Annotated in this window: 16 protein-coding genes; 14 read left to right on the forward strand and 2 right to left on the reverse strand. The window is 62.5% G+C overall.

Translation table 11 applies throughout. From position 1 onward, the window contains the following. The first annotated feature begins 3 nt into the window (after positions 1-3). The 7 genes from CUR21_RS13795 (at position 4) to CUR21_RS13825 (ending at position 9,159) form a co-directional block, all read left to right on the forward strand. Entirely contained in the window at positions 4-1,080 is a 1,077-nt protein-coding gene (locus CUR21_RS13795) for a Gfo/Idh/MocA family protein (RefSeq protein ID WP_100197644.1), read from the forward strand. Continuing rightward, complete coding sequence (locus CUR21_RS13800; protein WP_100197645.1) at positions 1,073-1,780, forward strand: SDR family NAD(P)-dependent oxidoreductase; 708 nt, start codon at positions 1,073-1,075, stop codon at positions 1,778-1,780. Before CUR21_RS13795 ends, CUR21_RS13800 begins: the two co-directional genes overlap by 8 nt. Continuing rightward, on the forward strand, positions 1,777-3,138 hold the full coding sequence (locus CUR21_RS13805) for a M20/M25/M40 family metallo-hydrolase (RefSeq protein ID WP_100197646.1): 1,362 nt from the start codon (positions 1,777-1,779) through the stop codon (positions 3,136-3,138). Before CUR21_RS13800 ends, CUR21_RS13805 begins: the two co-directional genes overlap by 4 nt. A gap of 75 nt (positions 3,139-3,213) precedes the next feature. Beyond that, entirely contained in the window at positions 3,214-5,055 is a 1,842-nt protein-coding gene (locus tag CUR21_RS13810; RefSeq protein WP_198431712.1) for an ABC transporter ATP-binding protein, read from the forward strand. Then, positions 5,052-6,908, forward strand: coding sequence for an ABC transporter ATP-binding protein (locus CUR21_RS13815; RefSeq protein ID WP_100197647.1), 1,857 nt, complete (start codon positions 5,052-5,054; stop codon positions 6,906-6,908). Before CUR21_RS13810 ends, CUR21_RS13815 begins: the two co-directional genes overlap by 4 nt. 19 nt (positions 6,909-6,927) lie before the next feature. Continuing rightward, positions 6,928-7,332, forward strand: coding sequence for a RidA family protein (locus CUR21_RS13820; protein WP_157792024.1), 405 nt, complete (start codon positions 6,928-6,930; stop codon positions 7,330-7,332). Positions 7,333-7,596: 264 nt separating this feature from the next. Beyond that, positions 7,597-9,159: an ABC transporter substrate-binding protein gene (locus CUR21_RS13825; RefSeq protein ID WP_198431713.1), complete on the forward strand. Its 1,563-nt coding sequence runs from the start codon at positions 7,597-7,599 to the stop codon at positions 9,157-9,159. A gap of 81 nt (positions 9,160-9,240) precedes the next feature. On the opposite strand, the gene CUR21_RS13830 is transcribed toward CUR21_RS13825, so the two are convergent. Together CUR21_RS13830 and CUR21_RS13835 are read right to left on the reverse strand one after the other, a co-directional pair. Further along, the gene (locus CUR21_RS13830; RefSeq protein WP_100197649.1) at positions 9,241-10,917 is read right to left on the reverse strand and encodes a M14 family metallopeptidase; all 1,677 of its coding nucleotides are present in this window, start codon (positions 10,915-10,917) and stop codon (positions 9,241-9,243) included. Positions 10,918-10,933: 16 nt separating this feature from the next. Further along, the gene (locus CUR21_RS13835) at positions 10,934-11,992 is read right to left on the reverse strand and encodes a Gfo/Idh/MocA family protein (RefSeq protein WP_157792025.1); all 1,059 of its coding nucleotides are present in this window, start codon (positions 11,990-11,992) and stop codon (positions 10,934-10,936) included. A gap of 264 nt (positions 11,993-12,256) precedes the next feature. On the opposite strand from CUR21_RS13835, the gene CUR21_RS13840 reads away from it, so the two are divergent. From CUR21_RS13840 to CUR21_RS13870, 7 genes are all read left to right on the forward strand, one after another. Next, a complete protein-coding gene (locus tag CUR21_RS13840; protein ID WP_100197651.1) occupies positions 12,257-13,663 on the forward strand; it encodes a M20 family metallopeptidase in 1,407 nt (468 codons plus the stop codon). A 16-nt stretch (positions 13,664-13,679) separates the two neighbouring features. Beyond that, positions 13,680-14,774: a M24 family metallopeptidase gene (locus CUR21_RS13845; protein WP_255413790.1), complete on the forward strand. Its 1,095-nt coding sequence runs from the start codon at positions 13,680-13,682 to the stop codon at positions 14,772-14,774. 139 nt (positions 14,775-14,913) lie between these two features. Then, the gene (locus tag CUR21_RS13850; protein ID WP_100197652.1) at positions 14,914-16,491 is read left to right on the forward strand and encodes an ABC transporter substrate-binding protein; all 1,578 of its coding nucleotides are present in this window, start codon (positions 14,914-14,916) and stop codon (positions 16,489-16,491) included. 76 nt (positions 16,492-16,567) lie between these two features. Continuing rightward, positions 16,568-17,545 carry an ABC transporter permease gene (locus CUR21_RS13855; protein WP_100197882.1) on the forward strand — a complete coding sequence of 326 codons (978 nt, stop codon included), beginning with the start codon at positions 16,568-16,570 and terminating at the stop codon, positions 17,543-17,545. Continuing rightward, the gene (locus CUR21_RS13860) at positions 17,542-18,459 is read left to right on the forward strand and encodes an ABC transporter permease (RefSeq protein WP_100197653.1); all 918 of its coding nucleotides are present in this window, start codon (positions 17,542-17,544) and stop codon (positions 18,457-18,459) included. The genes CUR21_RS13855 and CUR21_RS13860 overlap by 4 nt, the downstream gene beginning before the upstream one ends. Beyond that, positions 18,456-19,436: an ABC transporter ATP-binding protein gene (locus tag CUR21_RS13865; RefSeq protein WP_100197654.1), complete on the forward strand. Its 981-nt coding sequence runs from the start codon at positions 18,456-18,458 to the stop codon at positions 19,434-19,436. Before CUR21_RS13860 ends, CUR21_RS13865 begins: the two co-directional genes overlap by 4 nt. Further along, positions 19,433-20,410 carry an ABC transporter ATP-binding protein gene (locus CUR21_RS13870; RefSeq protein WP_100197655.1) on the forward strand — a complete coding sequence of 326 codons (978 nt, stop codon included), beginning with the start codon at positions 19,433-19,435 and terminating at the stop codon, positions 20,408-20,410. The genes CUR21_RS13865 and CUR21_RS13870 overlap by 4 nt, the downstream gene beginning before the upstream one ends. The last annotated feature ends 13 nt before the right edge of the window (positions 20,411-20,423 follow it).

The raw sequence follows: 20,423 nt of genomic DNA on the forward strand, positions 1-20,423 counted from the left end.
ACCATGAAAGTCGGAATCATCGGGGCGAGCTTTGCCCGTGACGCCTATCTGCCTGCGCTGGCCCATGTGCCGGGGGCCGAAGTGGTGGCCATTGCTTCGGGCCGCTTGTCGAGTGCCAAGGCGGCGGCCGAGGCCTATGGCGTGCCGCATGCCTATGACGATTGGCAGGCAATGCTGGCCGCGCACCCGCTTGATCTGGTGTGCATCGCGACCCCCACCGTGCTGCACGCGCCGCAAACGCTGGCGGCGCTGGCGCGGGGGGCGCATGTGCTGTGCGAAAAGCCCACGGCGATGAACGCGGGCGAGGCCAAGGCGATGCTGGACGCCGCCGAGGCGGCGGGGCGGTTGCACATGATTGACCATGAGATGCGGTTCAACCCGAACCGCGCCCGCATTGCCGAGATGATTGCCCAAGGCGATCTGGGCGAGGTGCGGCATGTGAACATCTCGAACATCGGCAGCAGCTGGGCCAACCCGGCCAGCCGACCCAAGGGCGACTGGTGGAGCCTTGCCGATCAGGGCGGCGGGCGGCTGGGGGCAAATGGCAGCCATCAGGTCGACATGCTGCGCTGGTGGCTGGGCGAGGTGGCTTGGGTCACCGGGGCGGCCCCGGTGGTGATTCCCGACCGGAAGGACAAGGTGACGGGCGAGGCTTGGACCGCGACGGCGGATGATGTGGCCTGGTTCACGCTGGAAATGGCCAAGGGCGCGATTGCGCAGGTGTTCATGAGCGGGGTGGCCGCGCATAACATGGGCAATCAGACGCAGGTGTTTGGATCGAAAGGCACGATCACCCTGTCGAACGATGATGAAAAGCTGTGGTTCGCGCCGGCGGGTCAGAGCTTTGCCGAGATCACCGTCGAAGACCCGAATGCGGGCCTGCCGGGCCTGAACAAGGGGATCTGGAACGTGTCGGTGCTGGGGGCCTTGCGCGAGATGGCGGCCGCCATTGCCGCCGGGCGCGCATTGCAGCGCGGGGCGACCTTTGCCGATGGTCTGGCCAATCAGCAGGTGCTGGATGCGGTGCGCGCCTCGGGCACGGAACGGCGCTGGGTGCAGCCGGGGCAAGGCGATGCCTGAGGGTCAAACCGTTCTGATCACCGGGGCAGGGCAAGGGCTGGGCGCGGCCATCGCCCGGCACCTGCATGGCTTGGGAGATCGGCTCATCCTGATGGATGTGAACGAAGCACGTCTGGCCGAGGTGCTGACGGACTGTCCGGGCGCAACTGGCACGGTGGTGGACCTGTCCGATGCCGCAGACACCGCCCGCGCCATTGCCGAAACGGTGACCAGCCCGGTGGACACGCTGATCCACAACGCGGCGATCCTGCGGGTGGAGCCTGTGGAACAGGTGAGCCTTGGCACCTTTCAGGCGACAATGAACGTGGGCATTCAGGCCGGGTTTCAGCTGACGCAGGCCGTGTGGCCCGGGATGAAGGCCCGGGGCGGGATGCTGATCTTTGTCTCATCGCGTTCTGGTATCGAAGGCTTTGTCGATGAAACCGCCTATTGCGCCGCCAAACACGCGCTTGAGGGGTTTTCCAAATGTCTGGCGATGGAGGGGGAGGCGCATGGCATCGTCTCTGTCACCATCACGCCGGGGATGTTCATGCACACGCCGATGTCGGAAACCACCTATGGCGCGGAGGCGCGCGCGAAATGGGTGGACCCGATCCGGCTGGCCCCTGCCTTTGCCCATCTGTCTGCCCACCGCCCGGCGCATCTGTCGGGCCAGCGGCTTAACGCCTGGGAGCTTTCCCAACCGGAGGTCACGCCATGAGCATGCAAGAGATTTACGACTGGATCGACGCCAATGCCGAGGAATGCATCCGCGATCTGCAAAGCTTTGTGCAGCAACCGTCGATCTCGGCGCAGAATGTGGGGCTGCGGGACTGCGCCGCGCTGATCCGTGACATGATGCACCGCGACGGCTTGCCCGCCGACTTTCACGAACTGGCAGAAGGTCCGCCGGTGGTGTTCGGGCATCTGGAGGCGAAGAAGCCCGCGAAAACCATCTTGTGCTATTCGCATTACGATGTGCAGCCCCCCGAACCCTTGGAGGCGTGGAGCCATGGTGGCCCGTGGTCGGGCGCGATTGTGGACGGCGTGTTGTATGGGCGCGGCGCCACCGACAACAAATCGGGGGTGCTTGCCTTCAACAAGGCCGCCAAGGCCTTTCTGGCCGTGCGGGGCGAGGTGCCCTGCAACCTGAAATTCCTGATCGAAGGCGAAGAGGAAATCGGGTCTCCCAACCTTGGCGAATGGGCCGCGCGCAACAAGGCCTTGCTGGAAGCGGACGGGATGCACTGTCTGGACGGGTCTATCGAGACGGGCACGGATGTGCCTGATGTGTCGCTGGGTCTGAAATCGGTGCTCTATGTCGAGTTGATTGCGCGTGGGGCGAAATCGGACATCCACTCGCTGAACTTCCCGCTGGTGCCTGCGCCGGTGTGGGATCTGATCTGGGCCTTGAACACCATCCTCGACAAGGATCGCAAGATCCTGATCGAAGGCTGGAACGAAGGCATCTGGCAGCTGGGGCCGGATGATGAGGCGCAACTGAAGGACAAGGCCGCGCGGGTGGACACCGCCGCGATGAAAGAGGAATGGGGGATTGATCAGTTTGCGCTCGGCCGCGATGGCATCGATGCGATCCGTGCCCGCACCTATGAGCCGACCGCCAATATCCAAGGCATCATCGCAGGCTATACCGGCCCCGGCACCAAAACCATCGTGCCGAATGAGGCGCGGGCCAAGCTGGATTTCCGGCTGATCCCCAACATTCAACCCGATGCCGCGATTGCCAAGCTGAAGGCGCATCTGGTGAAGCATGGCTTTGGCCATATCGAGGTGAAATACCGTGACGGCACCGAACCGCCTTACAAGATCAGCGTGAAGGAAGACATCAGCCAAGCGATTATTGCTGCCGCGACCGAGGTTTATGGGGAACTTCCTGTCGTGAACGGCGTTTCTGCCGAAGGTGCCATCCTGAAACATGTGTGGATTCCCTGCGTTCTGACCGGCTTTGCCAACCCGGGCGCAAACCTGCATGCGCCGGATGAGAACATTCACATCGACAAATACATCAGCGGGATCAAATATGCGGCGGCGATCATGGAGCATTTCGGCAAATCGTGATGCCTGCCTGATCCATCCCTAGCACAGCCGTGCCCCCAGACGACCCCGGCGCATTTCGCCGGGAAGGAGACTGCAATGCCTGCCCTGACAGCCCCCGGCACGCCACGGGTCGAAATCATGGCCCAGACCGATACCGTGAGCTGGTCGGCGGGGTTCAAAACCATTCTGCGGATCACCCGCATGGCATTGGACACGCCTTGGAAGGTGTTGATTGCGATCCTTGCCACCATCGTGGCCTCGGCCTTGCAACTGTGGATTCCGGTGCTCTTGGGGCAGGCGATTGACCAGATGCAGTCGATGATGGCCGTTTCCGACGCAGCAGCGGCGCAATCTGTGCTGTTCCAGACGGCGGCGCTGGTGCTGGGGGTGTCGGTGCTGCGGGGGATCTTTACCACGTTGCAGAACTATTTTTCGGAAGCGGTCGGCCATCACACCGGCTATGCGCTGCGCCGCGCCTATTACGACAAGATCCAGCATCTGAGTTTCGGCTTTCATGACCGGGTGCATTCGGGTGATCTGATCACGCTGGGCATGCTGGATCTGGAAGGCGTGCGGATGTTCTTTGCCACCGGGCTGGTGCGGCTTGTGCTTTTGGTGATCCTGATCGGCTTTGGCGGCGCGATGCTGGTGCAGACCGATCCTGTTCTTGCGGTTCTGGCGCTGTCCTTTGTGCCGTTTGTCGGGTGGAAATCCTCGGTGTCTCAACTGCGGCTGCGCAAGACATGGCTGGACCTGCAAGACCGCATGTCGGTTCTGAGCCGGGTGATGGAAGAGAACCTTGGTGGCATCAAGGTGGTGCGCGCCTTTTCGGCCGGGCCGCATGAGATGGACAAGTTCCGCGAGGCCTCGGTCAAGGCGCTGGATCTGGCGCATGAGCGGGTGGACCTGCGCGTGGGCAGCACCACGGCGATGACGTTGTCCTACCTGATCGCCATGGCGCTGGTGCTGCTGGTGGGTGGACTGAAGGTGCAGGCCGGGGACATCACGCTGGGCACGCTGGCGGCATTCCTGACCTTCATGACCATTTTGCAGATGCCCGTGCGGCAATTGGGGATGCTGGTGAACTCTTTCGCGCGCACCTCGACCTGTGGCGCGCGCATCTTTGCGCTGCTGGATCTGAAGCCCGTTGTGAGTGACGTGAAGGGCGCGCCGGAGCTGGAGATCGCAGACGGTGTTTTGCGGTTCGAGGGGGTGAGTTTCGCCTATCCGTCGGCGCCGTCGCAAATGGTGCTGGATGATCTGAGTTTCGAGGCGCGGCGCGGGGAGATCATCGGCATCGTCGGACCGCAAGGGAGTGGCAAGACCACGATCGCGCAGTTGATCCCCCGTTTTTATGACGTGAGCGCCGGGCGCATCACGCTCGATGGGCAGGATCTGCGCGCGGTGAGCCTGCGGTCTTTGCGGCGGTCGGTGGCGGTGGTGCAGCAGGATGTGTTCATGTTTACCACATCGCTGGAAAACAACATCGCCTATGGCGACCCATGGGCGTCGCCGCGCCGGATCGAGAAGGCGAGCGAGTCGGCGCAGATCAGCAGCTATATCGACACCCTGCCGGAACGCTATCGCACCGTGGTGGGGGAGCGCGCGGCGTCGTTGTCTGGCGGGCAGCGGCAGCGCCTGTCGATCGCACGCAGCCTGATGCTCAAGCCCGATGTGCTGGTGTTTGACGACTCGACGGCCGCCATTGATGCCCGCACCGAGGAAAGCATTCTGACCGCGCTGAAGGATGAGGCGGAAGAGCGGATCACCATTCTGATCGCGCACCGTCTGAACACGCTGCGCCATGCCGACCGCATTCTTGTGCTGGAGCACGGACGGATCGCGGAGCAGGGCAGCCATGCCGAGTTGATGGCGCTGGGGGGCCGGTATGCGGCGCTGCACGATATGCAAACCTTGTCGCATGAGGGCACCGCATGAGTGGCGAGATCGAAGTCGAACGCAATGAGGTGCGCGAAGACGGGCGCCGCCCGCCGCGCGCCGTTGTCGGATCGCATCGCGTGCAGGAAGAGATGTTCGGGCGCTTGTTCGATCCGAACATCCTTGGCCGCATCTGGACCTTCGTGCGACCCTATCGCCGCGAGGTCTGGATCTCGGTCGGGGCGGTGCTGATCTTTACCGCGACGCAGCTGGCCATTCCGCTGATCATCCGCAGCGCGATTGATGACGGGCTGACCGAGGGCGCCGCCGGACTTTCGGCGCTGTATTGGGCGGTGGGGCTGTTTGTGGCGACCATCCTCATCAACGCCATCGCCAGCCACACGCAGGAACGCACGGTGGGCCGCGTGGCGGAAAATGTGCTGTTCGACATCCGCGAGGCGATGTTTCAGCATTTGCAGCGGGTTTCCATGTCTTTCATGGACAAGACCGAGGTGGGGCGGCTGATGTCGCGGCTGCAAGGCGATGTGAACTCGATGCAGGAGTTTCTGGAAACTTCCGTGATTTCCATTGGCGATCTTGTGTTGCTGGTTGGCATCGTGGTCTGCATGTTGTGGTTGGACCCTTGGCTTGGGCTGCTGACGCTGTCGATCCTGCCGGTGCTGGCGATTGCGCGGGTGGTGTGGTTGCCGCGCGCGCGGGCGGCGTTCATCGCGGCGCATGAGGCGAACTCGGTGACCAACGGGGCCTTGGCCGAAGGCATTCACGGCGTGAAGACTGTGCAGGGCATGACCCGGCAGACGGTGAACTTTGATCTGTTCAACGACCGCGCCCGCACGAACCTGTTCGCGCATCTGCGTGCGGCGCGTCTGGCGCAGGTGCTGGTGCCGGTGGTCGACTCGCTGACAGGGCTTGCCATGGCGGTGGTTGTGGTGGTCGGCGGCGCGCGGGTCATCAACGGCACCTTGGATGTGGGGGTGATCGTGGCCTTCCTGTTCTTCATTCAGCGCTTTTTCGACCCGATCCGGTCGCTGACGATGCAGTATTCCGTAATGCAGCGCGCCATGGCTTCGGGGCAGCGGCTGACCGAGGTGCTGGATGTGCCGGTGACGGTGGCGGACGCGCCGGGCGCGCCCGACCTGCCGGCCGATGCTCCGGGTTCGGTGGTGTTCGAGAATGTGACCTTTGGCTATGATCCCGCCCGCCCGGTGCTGCATGACCTGAGCTTCTCGGTTGCTCCGGGTGAGACGGTGGCGCTTGTGGGGCCAACCGGATCGGGTAAATCCAGCGTCATGTCCTTGGTGCACCGCTTTTACGATGTGCAGTCGGGCGTGGTGCGTGTGGCGGGGCGTGACGTGCGCGATGTGACGCAGGCGTCACTGGGGCGGCATGTGGCCATGGTGTTACAAGAGCCGTTCCTGTTTACCGGAACCGTGCTGGAAAACATCCGCTACAACCGGACCGATGCGCCCGAGTCGGTGGTGGTAGAGGCCGCACGGGCGGTGGGCGCGCATGATCTGATCGAGCGGCTGCCGCAGGGCTATCAGACCCTGCTGACCGAACGGGGCGCGAACCTGTCGATGGGGCAGCGGCAGTTGATCAGCTTTGCGCGGGCCTTGGTGGCCGATGCGCCCATTCTGGTGCTGGATGAGGCCACGTCGAGCATTGACAGCGAAACCGAGCGGCAGATCCAGCGCGCCTTGGCCAAGGTGCTGGAAGGGCGCACCGGCCTTGTGATCGCGCACAGGCTTGCGACCATCCGCAACGCCGACCGCATCATCGTGCTGACCGAAGGGCGGATCGCCGAGTCGGGGTCGCATGATGAGTTGATGCAGAGCGGTGGTCTTTATGCGCGGCTTTACACTGCGAACCGCATGTCATTCGACGATCTGTGACAGCCAGAAAGGACATCTCATGGCAGCCCCCGGAATCACGCTTTTCAGTCCGCCGGGCATCGCCCCGGTGGCAGGCTATCATCACGGTGCAAAGGCGGGGGGCTTTCTGTTCATTGCGGGGCAGATCGCCAAGGACGCCGATGGCAACTGGGTGGGTCTGGGGGATGCCGCCGCGCAATCGGCGCAGATCTGGCACAACATCGGCCTGTTGCTGGCCGAGGCCGGGGCGGGACCGGAAAACATCGTCAAGGTCACCACGATCATGACAGACCGCGCGCATCGTGAGGCGGTGTCCACCGCCCGGCGCAATTTTCTGGGCGACCACCGCCCGCCCCATACCGGATTTATCGTCACCGGCCTTGGCTCGCCCGAGGTGATGATGGAGGTTGAGGTGATTGCCTGGCTGGGGCCTGACGCACAGTAAACAGGCATTTGCCATTGGATGAGGCCGTTTCAACGCGAGGCGCGGTCGCGCCTTTGGCGGCATTTTGGCTAAGTATCTGCATTTGTTCAAGAAATCAAAAGTCCGTCATAAAATCATTTGACGGTAGACAGTCTATTGTCGACAATTAATCGGCAAGAGAGCTGATTCCCTCTTTGCCCTCCACAACTGGCTGATCCCGCTGACCTGTGCCCGCGCTGTGCGGGGGCTGTGGTCTTGTCTGTTCTCTGACCCGCAGGAAATCCGATGAAAAGACGCTCCATGAAACATATGCTGCACGCCGGGGCCGTGATGGCCTTGGCTTTGCCTGCCGGGGTGCTGGCGCAGCCTTCGCCCGACACGCTGGTGATTGCCCAATCCGTCGACATCGAGTCGATGGAGCCGAACATGCTGAATCAGGCGGTGTCGATCAATGTGCACAGCCACATGTTCGGCACCTTGCTGTCTGTCACCCCTGAAGGTGAGGTGGTGCCGCATTTCGCCGAAAGTTATGCGTGGAATGACGCGGGCACCGAGATCAGCTTTACCATCCGCGAAGGGCTGACCTGCGAAGATGGCGAAGTGCTGGATGCCGAGGATGTGGCCTATACGCTGAACCGTGCCGCCGATCCCGACAACAAGTTCATCGGCCACACGCCGGGCTTTGTGTTCAACTCCATCGGCTTTGTCAGCGCCCGCGCCGAAGGGCCGCGCACGGCGGTGATGACGCTCAAGGGCTATTCCTCCACCGTGCCGGGGATGGCTGCGAAGATCTTCATTCACTGCAAGGACAGCTATGAGGCGCTTTCGAATGAAGAGGCCGTGCTGAAGACCGTTGCTTCGGGGCCTTACAAGCTTGTGGAATGGGTCAAGGATGATCGGGTGGTGCTGACCCGCAACCCGAATTACACGCTGAGCGAGCCTGCCTTTGACACTGTGATCTGGCGCGTGATCCCCGAGGCCAGCACGCGGGGCGTGGAATTGGTCGCAGGCAATGTGGACATCGCGGTGAACATCCCGCCAGACCAGTCCGCCGCGATCAATGCTTATGATACGGCGCAGGTGGTGAGTGTGGCGGGCACCCGGCGGATGTTCGTGGGCTTCAACTTCTCGGGCGCATTCGATGGCACACCGGGGGGCGATGCGATCAAGGATGTGAAGGTGCGGCAGGCACTGAACATGGCGGTCGACGTGCCGACGATCTGTGTGCAGCTTCTGGGCACGGAATGCACGCGGGCCAATGGCCCGGCGAATGTGGGCAACCCGGATATTGAGGCCTATCCCTATGATCCGGATGCTGCGGAGAAGATCCTGGATGAGGCAGGTTGGCCACGCGGTGCCGATGGCACGCGGTTCTCGCTGGTGATGCAAGGCCCGAACGGGCGCTATCTGAACGATGGGCAGGTGCAGCAGGCGGTGGCGCAATACCTGTCGGACATCGGGGTTGCCACCACCAATGATCTGATGACGATGGCTTTGTTTTCCCCCATGGCGCGCGAACACACCGCCGGGCCGGTGTTCTTTATCGGGCAGGGCGGGGCGACGTGGAGTTCGGTCTATGACATGTCGTTGTTCCCCACCCGGGAAGCGCCGGTCAACAACGGGATGTGGTTCAACGAAGGCTGGCAAAGCCGGTGGGACAGTTTGAAAACCATCCGCGATCCCGCCGAGGAAAAGCGGGTGGTGAATGAGATGCTGGAGATCTTTCACGAAGATGCGCCGTGGATCTTCTTGTATTTCCAGCCAGACTTCTATGGCGTCTCGAGCCGGATCAACTGGCAGCCGCGCCGGGACGAGGCGATCGAGGCTTGGACGGCGACGCTGAAATGAACGCGGCGCGGCGGGTCTGACCCGCCGCGCCCTTTGGAGGATGCCCCGTGGCTGGCCCAAGGCCCGCCACGGGGTTTTGCTTTAGACCAGCGCGGCGCTTTGCCGGTGTGTGCCGCCCTTTTCGGACACGGCGGTCACGGTGACCGAAGCCCCCGCCTCTTCGGCCTTGACCAGCCATTCCACCTTTTTCGTCACTGCCGACCACTGCTGCCCCCAAGGGGACCAGTTGTAGCGGCGTTCGTTGCGCCCCGCGAGATGGCCCAGATCGGCGCGGCCCGGGTTCATCACCAAAGAGGCGCCTTGCATGTCGATCTGAAGGGTCACCGGCTTGGCGACCTTGTTCTGGATCGCCACATCCGACAGGTTCGATGGCAGATAACCATGGTTCGACACCACGGCCGTCACCTTGTGCAGACCCGCGCCCAAGGCTTCGACCTTCAGTTCATCCACCGCAATGCGCGGCGCTGCTGCGGCATGGCGCAGGTTGAAGATCGTGTTGTTGTGGCAGATCTCTTCCAACAGCTTGCCGGGCGGGTTGCGGTAGCTCCAGATATAGACCATCCCGCCGATCTCGACCGGGCCGAGTTGAGGGTGGTCAAAGGCTTCCCAATCGCGGAAGCCGTGATCGCCCACGTTTTCCAGCACCCAGTTGAAGATCTTTTCCTGCGTGGCGGCGTCGCGCGGGCCAAGGTTGTAATAGCCTTTCTTGTCGACACCGGCGGTGCGTTCCAGATCCCACAGCTCGGTGGAAAAGCAGATGATCCCCATTTCCTCATAGACCCAATCCTTGAGCGAGCCATGGCGCGCCTTGGATTTGTCGGGGGTGAAATCTTCATAGGTGGAAATGGTGGGATAGCCTGTCAGCCGGGTGCCGACAGCGCCAAGGTCCTTATACAAGGCCAGATCGCGCGGGCTCATGTCAGCGTCCATCTTCATCATCGATGGGCGCAGGATGATGCCGCCATGGGTGTGATAGGCGCACATGCCGCAGATGTTGGGATGATCCAAGATCAGCTTGCCCATTCCCATCGCCTCGGGTTCGGAAAAGGGATATTGGCCCGCGCCATATTCCTGCGGCGACCAGTTGATCGGGAAGTTCCGGTTCATGTTGCCGTCAAAGCCGGGATCAATCTTGACGTGCACGCCATCATAATCGCGGATCAGGCCTTCGGGGTAGACGCGGTAATACTCGCCGCCCTCTTCACCGGGTTCGCGCTGCACCATTAGGCGCGGTTCTGTCGGGCTTTTCTTCCATTCGCCTTTGGGGTCGGGCACCCGCATGTTGACGATATAGCCGTCGCCGTTGATGTCTTGCGGGATCAGCCCGTCGATGCGGTCTTCGCCCGGCAGGAAGCGCCCATTGCCGCACCAAGGGTGGTATGGGGCCTTGAGCGCGAATTCGGCCCCATCCGGGTTGATGCGCGGGATGACGTAGAACACCTGACCATCCAGCAGCCGCGTGGCTTCGGCATCGGTGCCATAGTTGGTCAGCAGATACCAGATGGCGTAAAGCGCGGTGGCGCTGGTGGCATGCTCTTCGGCGTGGATCTGCGCATCGATGTAAAACCCCGGCTTTTCATGGCCGGGGCCGGTCGCGGGGTTGGTCAGCTCCATCATCCAGACCTCGCGCCCGCGGAAGGTTTTGGCAATCGAGGTCAGGGTGCACAGGTCGGGGTAGGCCTTGGCCAGCGCGTGCAGATGATCGGTCAGGGCGTCGTAGTCGTGGTAGGTGTCGAAAGGAATGTGAACCTTTGGCATTGTCTCTCCTGTTGGCTCAGAGCAGCCGGTCAAGGCCGTGTCGGGTGTAAAAGTCGGACATGCGGATGATGCGCCCGGTTTCGCCGCTTTCGATTCCGGCGAAGCACAGCGCCAGTGAGCGCAGATGGTCGCGCCCATCGCAGGGCACAGGGGCCTCTCCGCGCAAGGCCGCCAGAAACGCGGCCAAAAGCGCGATGCTGTCATCGTAATAGGGGCGGGCCTCGGGGAGGGGGATGGCGGTGAGGTCGGGGTCTGTGCGCCTGGCATAGGCCAGATCGGAATGCAGCTCGCGCTGGATCACCACGCCATCGGTGCAATCGGTGCGCCATTCGAAGCCGGGCGTGTTCCAGCCGCCCGACCATGTGCCGAAGTAATTCACCTCGGCCCCATCCGCGAGCGTCAGCAAGCAATGCACATTGGCATCATGGGCATACATGCTCCATGGCGGGTTCCAGCTGTGGCAGGCCATCGCCGCAACCTCTTGCCCGTGGCAGAAGCGGATCAGATCCAGATGGTGGATCGTTTGTTCCAGCATCATCGGATGCCGCATCGTCAGCGGATAGCGGTTGATGCCGGGGCGGCGGCCATCGCGGTTGCGCAGATAGCGAAACTGGCCAAACCCGACCTTCCCTAAACGCTCGGTGGTCAGCCAGTCCCGCAAGGCGATGCTGACGGGAAGGTAACGGAAGTTGAGCCCAACGCTTAGCAGCATGCCGGAGGCATCGGCGGCGTCGATGATGGCGGTGGTGTCGGCAAGGCTGGTCGCCAAGGGCTTTTCGGCAAGGACAGGCAGGCCCGCATCAAATAACTGGCGGCATTGCAGCAGATGCCCGTCCGGTGGGGTGACCAGAAGGGCTGCTGTAAAGGGGCCAGCTGCCAAGGCGGCGGCGAGGTCGGGGAACCATGGGAGGCCGGGATGCTCGGCTTCGAACATCTGTCGCGCGGCAGGGCTTGGATCGACCACCGCAGCGATCTGGGCGCCCGGGCTTTCGGCGACGACTTGCGCCCACATGCGCCCGCGCGTGCCTGCGCCGATGAGCAAGAGACGCGCAGGAGGGGGGGGAACGGAATGCACGCGCGCGGTCCTCTCGGTTCATGTCGATTGTATATTGTCGACATTAGGGGTGGACAAAGGCTGCGTAAATGAAATTCTGGTCTGCGCCTTAAGAAACCCGCTCCTCCGGCTGTCGGCGGGCAGAGGCTGGGGGGCGTGCGTCCTTGAGACACGCGCCCTTGCGGTTGACATGCGGGTAAAATATTGCCCCAATGTTCGCAGGATGAACAACTGTGCGACAATTTGCATGGTGTAAGACGCAAATGCTCGGAAAAGGATCACGGCTTGCAAAACTCTGACGAAATCTGGGCCGATGTCGAAGCCAAGAAAGAGCGCTTTATTGCGCTGTCGGATCGGGTTTGGGATGTGCCCGAACTGCTTTACGAAGAGCATGAAAGTGCGAAATTGCACGCCGACGCGCTGGAGGCCGAGGGCTTTCGTGTGCAGCGGTCGCTGGGTGGAATCGCCACCGCGATGATGGGTGAGGCCGGCGAAGGTGGACCGGTGATCGCCATTCTGGGGGAATATGATGCCTTGCCCGGCCTGAGCCAGCGGGCCGGGACGGATCGGCCAGAGCCTTTGGTCAAGGATGGGAATGGCCATGGCTGCGGGCACAACCTGCTGGGGGCCGGGGCGCTTGCGGCGGCCACGGCGGTCAAGGATTACCTTGCGCGTCATGGGCTGCCCGGTCGGGTGCGCTATTACGGTTGCCCGGCGGAAGAGGGCGGCGCGGCAAAAACGTTTCTGGTGCGGGATGGATATTTTGATGACGTGGATGCCGCGCTGTCGTGGCACCCGATGTCGTTCAACGGGATTATCCCACCGCTGACGCTTGCGGTCAGCATGGTGGATTTTCATTTCACGGGGCGTGCCGCGCATGCTGCTGTCGCGCCTCATCTGGGGCGGTCTGCGCTTGATGCGGTGGAGCTGATGAGTGTCGGCGTCAATTACCTGCGCGAGCATGTGCCGCAGGATGCGCGGATCCACTATGCCTATCTGGATGCTGGCGGACGCGCGCCCAATGTGGTGCAGGCGCAGGCCACTGTGCGCTATTCGGTGCGGGCGCTGCGGGCGGCGGACATGCGGGATCTGGTAGAGCGGGTGCGCAAGGTTGCCGAGGGCGCCGCATTGATGACCGGGACAGAGGTGCGGTCCAATGTCGTGACTGCCATGTCGGAGATGCTGGACAATCCACCGCTGTATCAGTTGCTGCACGATACGATGGCGCGGCTGGGTCCGCCGGATTTCGATGACGCCGACCGTGCCTATGCCGCGCGCATGCAGGCGACGCTTACGCCCGAGGCGATTGCCGCCGCCTTTGCCGGAGCAGGGGTGGAGCCAGGCAGCGCTGTGCTGCATGAAGGGCTGGTGCCCTTGGATGCCAAGGGCGTGCCGATGTTGGGGTCCACCGATCTGGGGGATGTGAGCTGGGTGGTGCCATTTGCGCAAGCCGGGCAGGCCACACATGCCTTGGGCACGCCGGGCCACACGTGGCAGATTACGGCGCAAGGCAAGTCTCCGGCCGCGCATAAGGCAATGATCAACGTTGCCAAGGCCTTGGCATCGACGGTCATTGATCTTCTGAAAGATCCCAAGCATCTTGCCGCCGCAAAGGCCGATCATGCAAGGCGACTGGCGGCAAATCCCTATGTGCCGCCGCTGGCGGCAGATGCCAAACCGCATGTGCCGTGACAGAAGGAATACGGATGTGACCCTCTCTTCCAACAGGCTTGCCGCGCTGCGTGACATCATGCAGCAGACCGGCACCACGCTGACCGCGCTTGCGCCCGGTGCGCATATGCATTGGGTGCTGGGCTATCACCCGCATCCTGACGAAAGGGCGACGTATTTGCTGGTGGGCCCCGAAGCGGCTGTGATGGTCGTGCCTTCGGTCAATGCGCAAGACATCGGGGCGCGTGTTGGTCTGCCCTTGCATGTCTGGACGGATGAAGACGGACCGGCAGCGGCGCTGGCCAGCGGTGTGGCGGCGGTGCTGCCCGGCGGGGCGATCAAGGTGTCGCTGGACGAGACGATGCGGGCGGATGCGGCGTTGCTGCTTCTGGACCATCTGGGCAATGTGGGCCGCAGCTACGCCACCGAGACGGTGGGCGCCTTGCGGATGCGCAAGGACGCGACGGAGTTCAAGGCCCTGAAGGCGGCGGCTTTGGCGGCCGATGAGGCGATGAAAGCCGGTTTCGTCGCCTTGCGTCCGGGGCTGACCGAGCGTCAGGTGGCGGAAGCCATCCGGGGCGGGTTTGCTGCGCAAAACACGCCTTCGGCCTTTTGCCTTGTTGCCAGTGGCCCGAATGGTGCCTTTCCGCACCATTCCACCGGCGACCGCGTCCTTCAGGCAGGTGATGCCGTGGTCATCGACATTGGCGGCACCACCGGCGGATTTCCGAGCGACATGACGCGCATGGCCATCGTGGGACATGCGCCGGAGGGCTATGCCGAGGTGCATGCCGTCGTCGAGCGCGCGGTGCAGGCCGCGATGGCGGCGGCGCGGCCCGGTGTGGTGGCAAAGGCGGTGGACAAGGCCGCGCGCGACGTGATTGCCGACGCAGGCTATGGAGAATATTTCGTGCACCGGACCGGGCATGGGCTGGGGCTGGAAGTTCATGAGCCGCCCTATCTGACCGCGACGTCGGAGGCGATCCTTGAAGAAGGGATGGTGTTTTCGATCGAGCCGGGGATCTATATTCCGGGGCGCTTTGGCATCAGGCTGGAAGAGATCGTCATACTGCGCGCCGATGGACCAGAGATCTTTTCTTCGCTGCCTCGGGCGGCCTTTGTTTCGACGTGACGGAAGGGTTGCGGGCCGTCACAAATGCCTAAAAAATAGTGCTTGCTTTGCGCCAAAAAACCAAGACTTAATCCGCACATAAGTTCGCTAATCGCACGCTCTGTGCGGGCGTTGTCGACCCAACTGGAGAGGAAATGCAATGAAAAGAAACCTGTTTCTGTCAACCGCGCTTGCGGTTTTGTCTATGGGGGCGGCTGCGCATGCTGAAACGCTTCGTTGGGCTTTGGCCGGCGATGCTCTGACCCTTGATCCGCACGCCCAGAACGAAGGCGTGACGATCATGCTGCAATCGCAGATGATGGAACCTCTGGTTTCGCGCGCGCCGACGGGCGAGCTTGAGCCGACGCTGGCGACGGAATGGGCCGTCAAGGCCGACGATCCGACCGTTTGGGTCTTCAAGCTGCGCGAAGGTGTGACCTTCCACGATGGCGCGACCTTCGACAGCGAAGACGTCGTGTTCTCGATGGACCGCGCGCGCTCGGAAGCGAGCCAGATGAAGGGCATCATCACGTCGATCGCTGAAGTGCGCGCCACCGGGCCTTATGAGGTTGAGATCGTGACCAACGGTCCGAACCCGATCCTGCCCGCCGCACTGACCAGCATCATGATGCTGGACAAAGGCTGGACTGAAGCCAACAACGCCGTGACCGTGCAAAACGTGGCGGCGGGCGAGGTGACCTTTTCGTCGACCAATGTGAACGGGACCGGACCTTACACGCTGGTGTCGCGTGAAGCAGACTCCCGCACGGTGATGCGTGCGTTTGACAACTATTGGGGCAAGGACACCTTCCCGCTGGCCTATAGCGAGATCATCTTCACCCCGATTCAGAACGCATCCACCCGTGTGGCCGCGCTGCTGTCGGGCGAGCTTGATTTCATTCAGGACGTTCCGGTGCAAGACATCGACCGCGTGAAGGGCACGGCCGGGCTGAAAGTGGAAAGCTCGTCCGAGAACCGCTCGGTCTTCTTTGGCCTGAACGTCAGCGATACGCTGGTGGCAGGCAACATCGATGGCAAGAACCCGCTGGCCGATCTGAAGGTGCGTCAGGCGATCAACATGACGATCAACCGCGATGCGATCCGCGATGTCGTGATGCGGGGGCAGTCGGTTCCGGCAGGCATCATCATGCCGCCCTTTGTGAACGGCTGGACGGAAGAGCTGAACGCTTACCCGGCACCGGACAATGACGCCGCAAAAGCGTTGCTGGCCGAAGCGGGCTATCCGAACGGCTTCCCGATCACAGTGGATTGCCCGAATGACCGCTACATCAACGATGAGGCGATCTGTCAGGCGGCCGTGGGGATGCTGGGCCAGATCGGCATTCAGGCCCGTCTGAACGCCACGTCCAAGGCGCTGTTCTTCCCGCAGGTCAACGCGATGGAGACCGACTTCTATATGCTGGGTTGGGGTGTGCCGAGCTATGACTCGGAATACATCTTCAACTTCCTGTATCACACCCGTGACGAGTCCTTTGGCAGCTGGAACAGCACCCGCTATTCCAACCCGGAACTGGATGCCCAGATCAAGGCTATCGCGGCTGAAGTCGATCTGGCCAAGCGCGACGCGATGATCGCCGAAATGTGGGCGACCGCGAAAAATGATCTGGCCTACATCCCCGTGCATCACCAGATGTTGAATTGGGCGATGAAAGACGGCTTGACGGTGACGGTGGACCCGGACAATCAGGCGCGCGTGAAATACTTCGCGCTGAACTGAACCTGATGTGATCGAAAAGACTCCGGCGGCTTTCGGGCCGCCGGGTTTTTTGTCCCTTTGTGCCGAGAACACCTTCATGCTCGCTTTCCTCATTCGCCGTCTGATCCAGTCGGTCGTTGTCCTGCTGGTGGTGGGCGCCGTGTCCTTTGGCATGTTCCGCTTCATCGGGGATCCGGTGAACAACATGCTGGGTCAGGAGCGCACGCAAGCCGACATTGCCGAGTTGCGGGACCGCCTTGGCTTGGACCGGTCGGTTTTGGTGCAATATGCGGTTTTCCTGCGCAACGCGGCGCAGGGCGATTTTGGCGTGAGCTATCGTCAAGGGCGGCCTGTGGCTGACATTATCGCCGAGCGCGCGCCTGCCACGCTGGAGCTTGCGGCAGTGTCGGGCGTGATGGCGCTGGTGTTCGGGATCGGGCTTGGCGTGATCACGGCCATCAAGCGCAACAGCTGGGCGTCCAGCGCGATCATGACGATCTCGCTGGTGGGGGTGTCCTTGCCGACGTTCCTGATCGGTATCTTGCTGATCTATGTCTTTTCGGTGCAGCTGGAATGGCTGCCCAGTTTTGGCCGCGGGGAGACCGTGCTGGTGGGCGGATGGTCCACCGGGTTCTTGACGCAATCGGGCCTTGTGGCGCTGATCTTGCCCGCCATCACGTTGGGCCTCTATCAGATGACCCTGATCATGCGGATCGTGCGGTCCGAGATGTTGGAAGTGCTGCGGCAGGATTACATTCGTTTCGCGCGGGCGCGCGGCTTGCGGGAACGCTCGATCAATTTCCGCCATGCGCTGAAAAACACATTGGTGCCGGTGATCACCGTGACCGGCTTGCAGATGGGCAGCATCATCGCCTTTTCGATCATCACCGAAACGGTGTTCCAATGGCCGGGCATGGGGCTGCTGTTCATCAATGCGGTGCAGTTCGTCGATATTCCGGTGATGGCCGCTTATCTGATGCTGATTTCCGTGCTGTTCGTCAGCATCAACCTTGTGGTGGATCTGTTGTATTTCGCCATTGATCCCCGGCTGCGCATCGAAAGGGCAAAAGCATGATCCGGCAGTTCTCGGCTTTTTGGCAGTCGGATTTCGGCTGGAAGTTCCGCCATTCGCCGACGGCGATCCTGTCGGCCTTGGTTACCCTTATCCTTGTCGGGGCGGCGATTTTCGCGCCCCTGATTGCCCCCTACAACCCGTTTGACTCCTCGAGCCTGAACCTGATGAACGGGTTCTCGGCTCCGATGGCCCCTAATGCCTTTACCGGCGAGGTGTTCCTGCTGGGCACCGATGACCAAGGGCGCGACGTGTTCTCGACCATCCTTTATGGCATGCGGGTGTCGCTGTTCGTGGGGGTGCTGGCGGTGCTGTTCGGGCTGGTGCTTGGGGTGACGCTGGGACTGATCGCCGGGTATGCGGGCGGGCGCGTGGATGGGTTCATCATGCGCGTCGCCGATATCCAGCTGACCTTTCCGGCCATTCTGGTGGCCATGTTGATCTTTGGCATCGCCAAGGGGATCATCGCGCCGCAATACCGCGACCAGATGGCGATCTGGGTGCTGATCATTGCGATCGGGTTGTCGGACTGGGTGCCCTTTGCGCGCGTTGTGCGCGGGGCCACCATGGTGGAGAAGAACCGCGATTATGTGCAGGCGGCGCGACTGATCGGGCGCAAGCCAGTGGCCATCATGGTGCTGCACATTCTGCCCAACGTGCTGAACCCCATTCTGGTGATTGCCACGATTTCGCTGGCTTTGGCCATCATCGCCGAGGCGACGCTGAGCTTTCTTGGCGTCGGGGCTCCGCCGACGCAGCCCTCGCTGGGCACGCTGATCCGCATCGGTCAAACCTTCCTGTTCTCTGGCGAGTGGTGGATCCTGTTGTTCCCCGCCGCCACGCTTCTGGCACTGGCGCTGGCCGTCAACTCTTTGGGTGACTGGCTGCGCGACGCCCTGAATCCGAGGCTGAAATGACACCTCCTCCTGTCTTGTCCGTCCGCAACCTTGTGGTTGAGATCCCGTCCCGCGCCGGGATCAGCCGCCCGGTCAACAACATCAGCTATGACATCGCGCCGGGCGAAATTCTGGGCGTGGTCGGCGAGAGTGGTGCCGGCAAGTCCATGGCGGGCAATGCCATCATCGGCTTGCTGGACCGACCGGCGCATATTGCTTCGGGTGAGGTCTGGTTGAACGGCAGCCGCATCGACAATCTGCCTTTGGAAGACCTGCGCCGCATCCGGGGGCGTCAGATCGGGATGGTGTTTCAGGACCCGCTGACCTCGCTTAACCCTTTGCTGCGTATCGGGGACCAGCTGACGGAAACGATCCGTGAGCACCTGCCCGTGACCGCCGCGCAGGCGCGTGAGCGTGCCGTGGCCGCATTGGAGGAGGTGGGCATCCCGGCGGCGGCCGAGCGGCTTGACAGCTATCCGCACGAGTTTTCCGGCGGCATGCGGCAGCGCGTTGTGATTGCGCTGGCGCTGTGCGCAGAGCCCAGCTTTGTGATCGCGGATGAGCCGACGACGGCTTTGGATGTGTCGGTGCAGGCGCAGATCATTGCCTTGCTGCGGCGCCTGTGCCGCGACCGTGGCACCGCGGTGATGTTGGTCACGCATGACATGGGGGTGATCGCTGAAGCGGCGGATCGGGTGGCGGTGATGTATGCGGGGCGTCTGGCCGAACTGGGGCCGGTGCGTTCGGTGATCAATGCGCCGCGACACCCTTATGCCGACGGGCTGATGGGGGCGATGCCGTCGCTGTCGATCGGGCAGCGGCGCTTGCGACAGATTCCGGGCGCCATGCCGCGGCCGTCGAAAATCCCGCCGGGGTGTGCCTTTCATCCGCGGTGTCCCCGCGCGGCCGATCCGTGCCGGGTCGATCCGCCGCCGACGATCCTTGATGATCCGCAAGGCCGCGCGGCCTGCTGGTTCCCGCTGGAGCATTCTGCATGACTGCCTTTGTCGAAGTGTCGCACCTTGGCCGCAGCTTTGATGTGTCAAAGCCTTGGCTGAACCGGGTGATCGAACGTTTGCCGCGCCGCAATCTGGTGGCGGTGTCCGACGTGTCTTTTCAGATCGAGGAAGGCGCGGTCTATGCGCTGGTGGGCGAAAGTGGTTCGGGCAAATCCACCATCGGGCGGATGCTGGCCGGGCTGATGACGCCGAGCGCCGGAACGGTCAAGGTGGCCGGTGCCGATCTGCATGCCGATCCCGCGGCGCGCAAGGCGGCGGGCATTCAGATGATCTTTCAGGACCCCTACGCCAGCCTCAATCCGCGCTGGAAAGTGCGCCGCATCATCTGCGAGCCGGTTGTGGTGGCGGGTGGGGCCACCGCTGGTTTGGCCGAGCGCCTGCTGGAGCAGGTTGGGTTGGCTGCCGAGGATGCCGACAAGTTCCCGCATGAGTTTTCGGGCGGGCAACGGCAGCGGATCTGTATTGCGCGTGCCTTGGCGGCCAATCCGCGATTCATCATCTGCGACGAGCCGACATCGGCGCTGGACGTTTCCGTTCAGGCGCAGGTTCTGAACCTGATGAGCGATTTGCGGGATGAGCTTGGCCTGACCTATATGTTCATCAGCCATGACCTGACCGTGGTGCGTCATATGGCGGACCGGATCGGGGTGCTTTATCTGGGTCGGCTGATGGAAGAGGCGATGCCCGAGCAGCTTTTCGCCCGTCCGCGCCATCCCTATACCCAGATGCTGCTGGCGGCCGCCCCGTTGATGGAAGGGCGCACGCGCGAAATCGACTTGCCCAAGGGCGAAGTGCCCGATCCGATTTCGCCGCCGCCGGGCTGTGCCTTCCATCCGCGGTGTCCGTTCGCCATTGACCTGTGCCGCAAAGAGCGGCCCGAGTTGCGCGACGTGGACGGCGTACGGGTGGCGTGCCACCGGGCAGAGGATATTGTGCCGGCATCTGCGGCCTAAAGGCAGGGTGCCC

The organism is Pseudorhodobacter sp. MZDSW-24AT (assembly GCF_002794355.1).
In the GTDB taxonomy this organism is placed as follows: Bacteria; Pseudomonadota; Alphaproteobacteria; order Rhodobacterales; family Rhodobacteraceae; genus Pseudotabrizicola.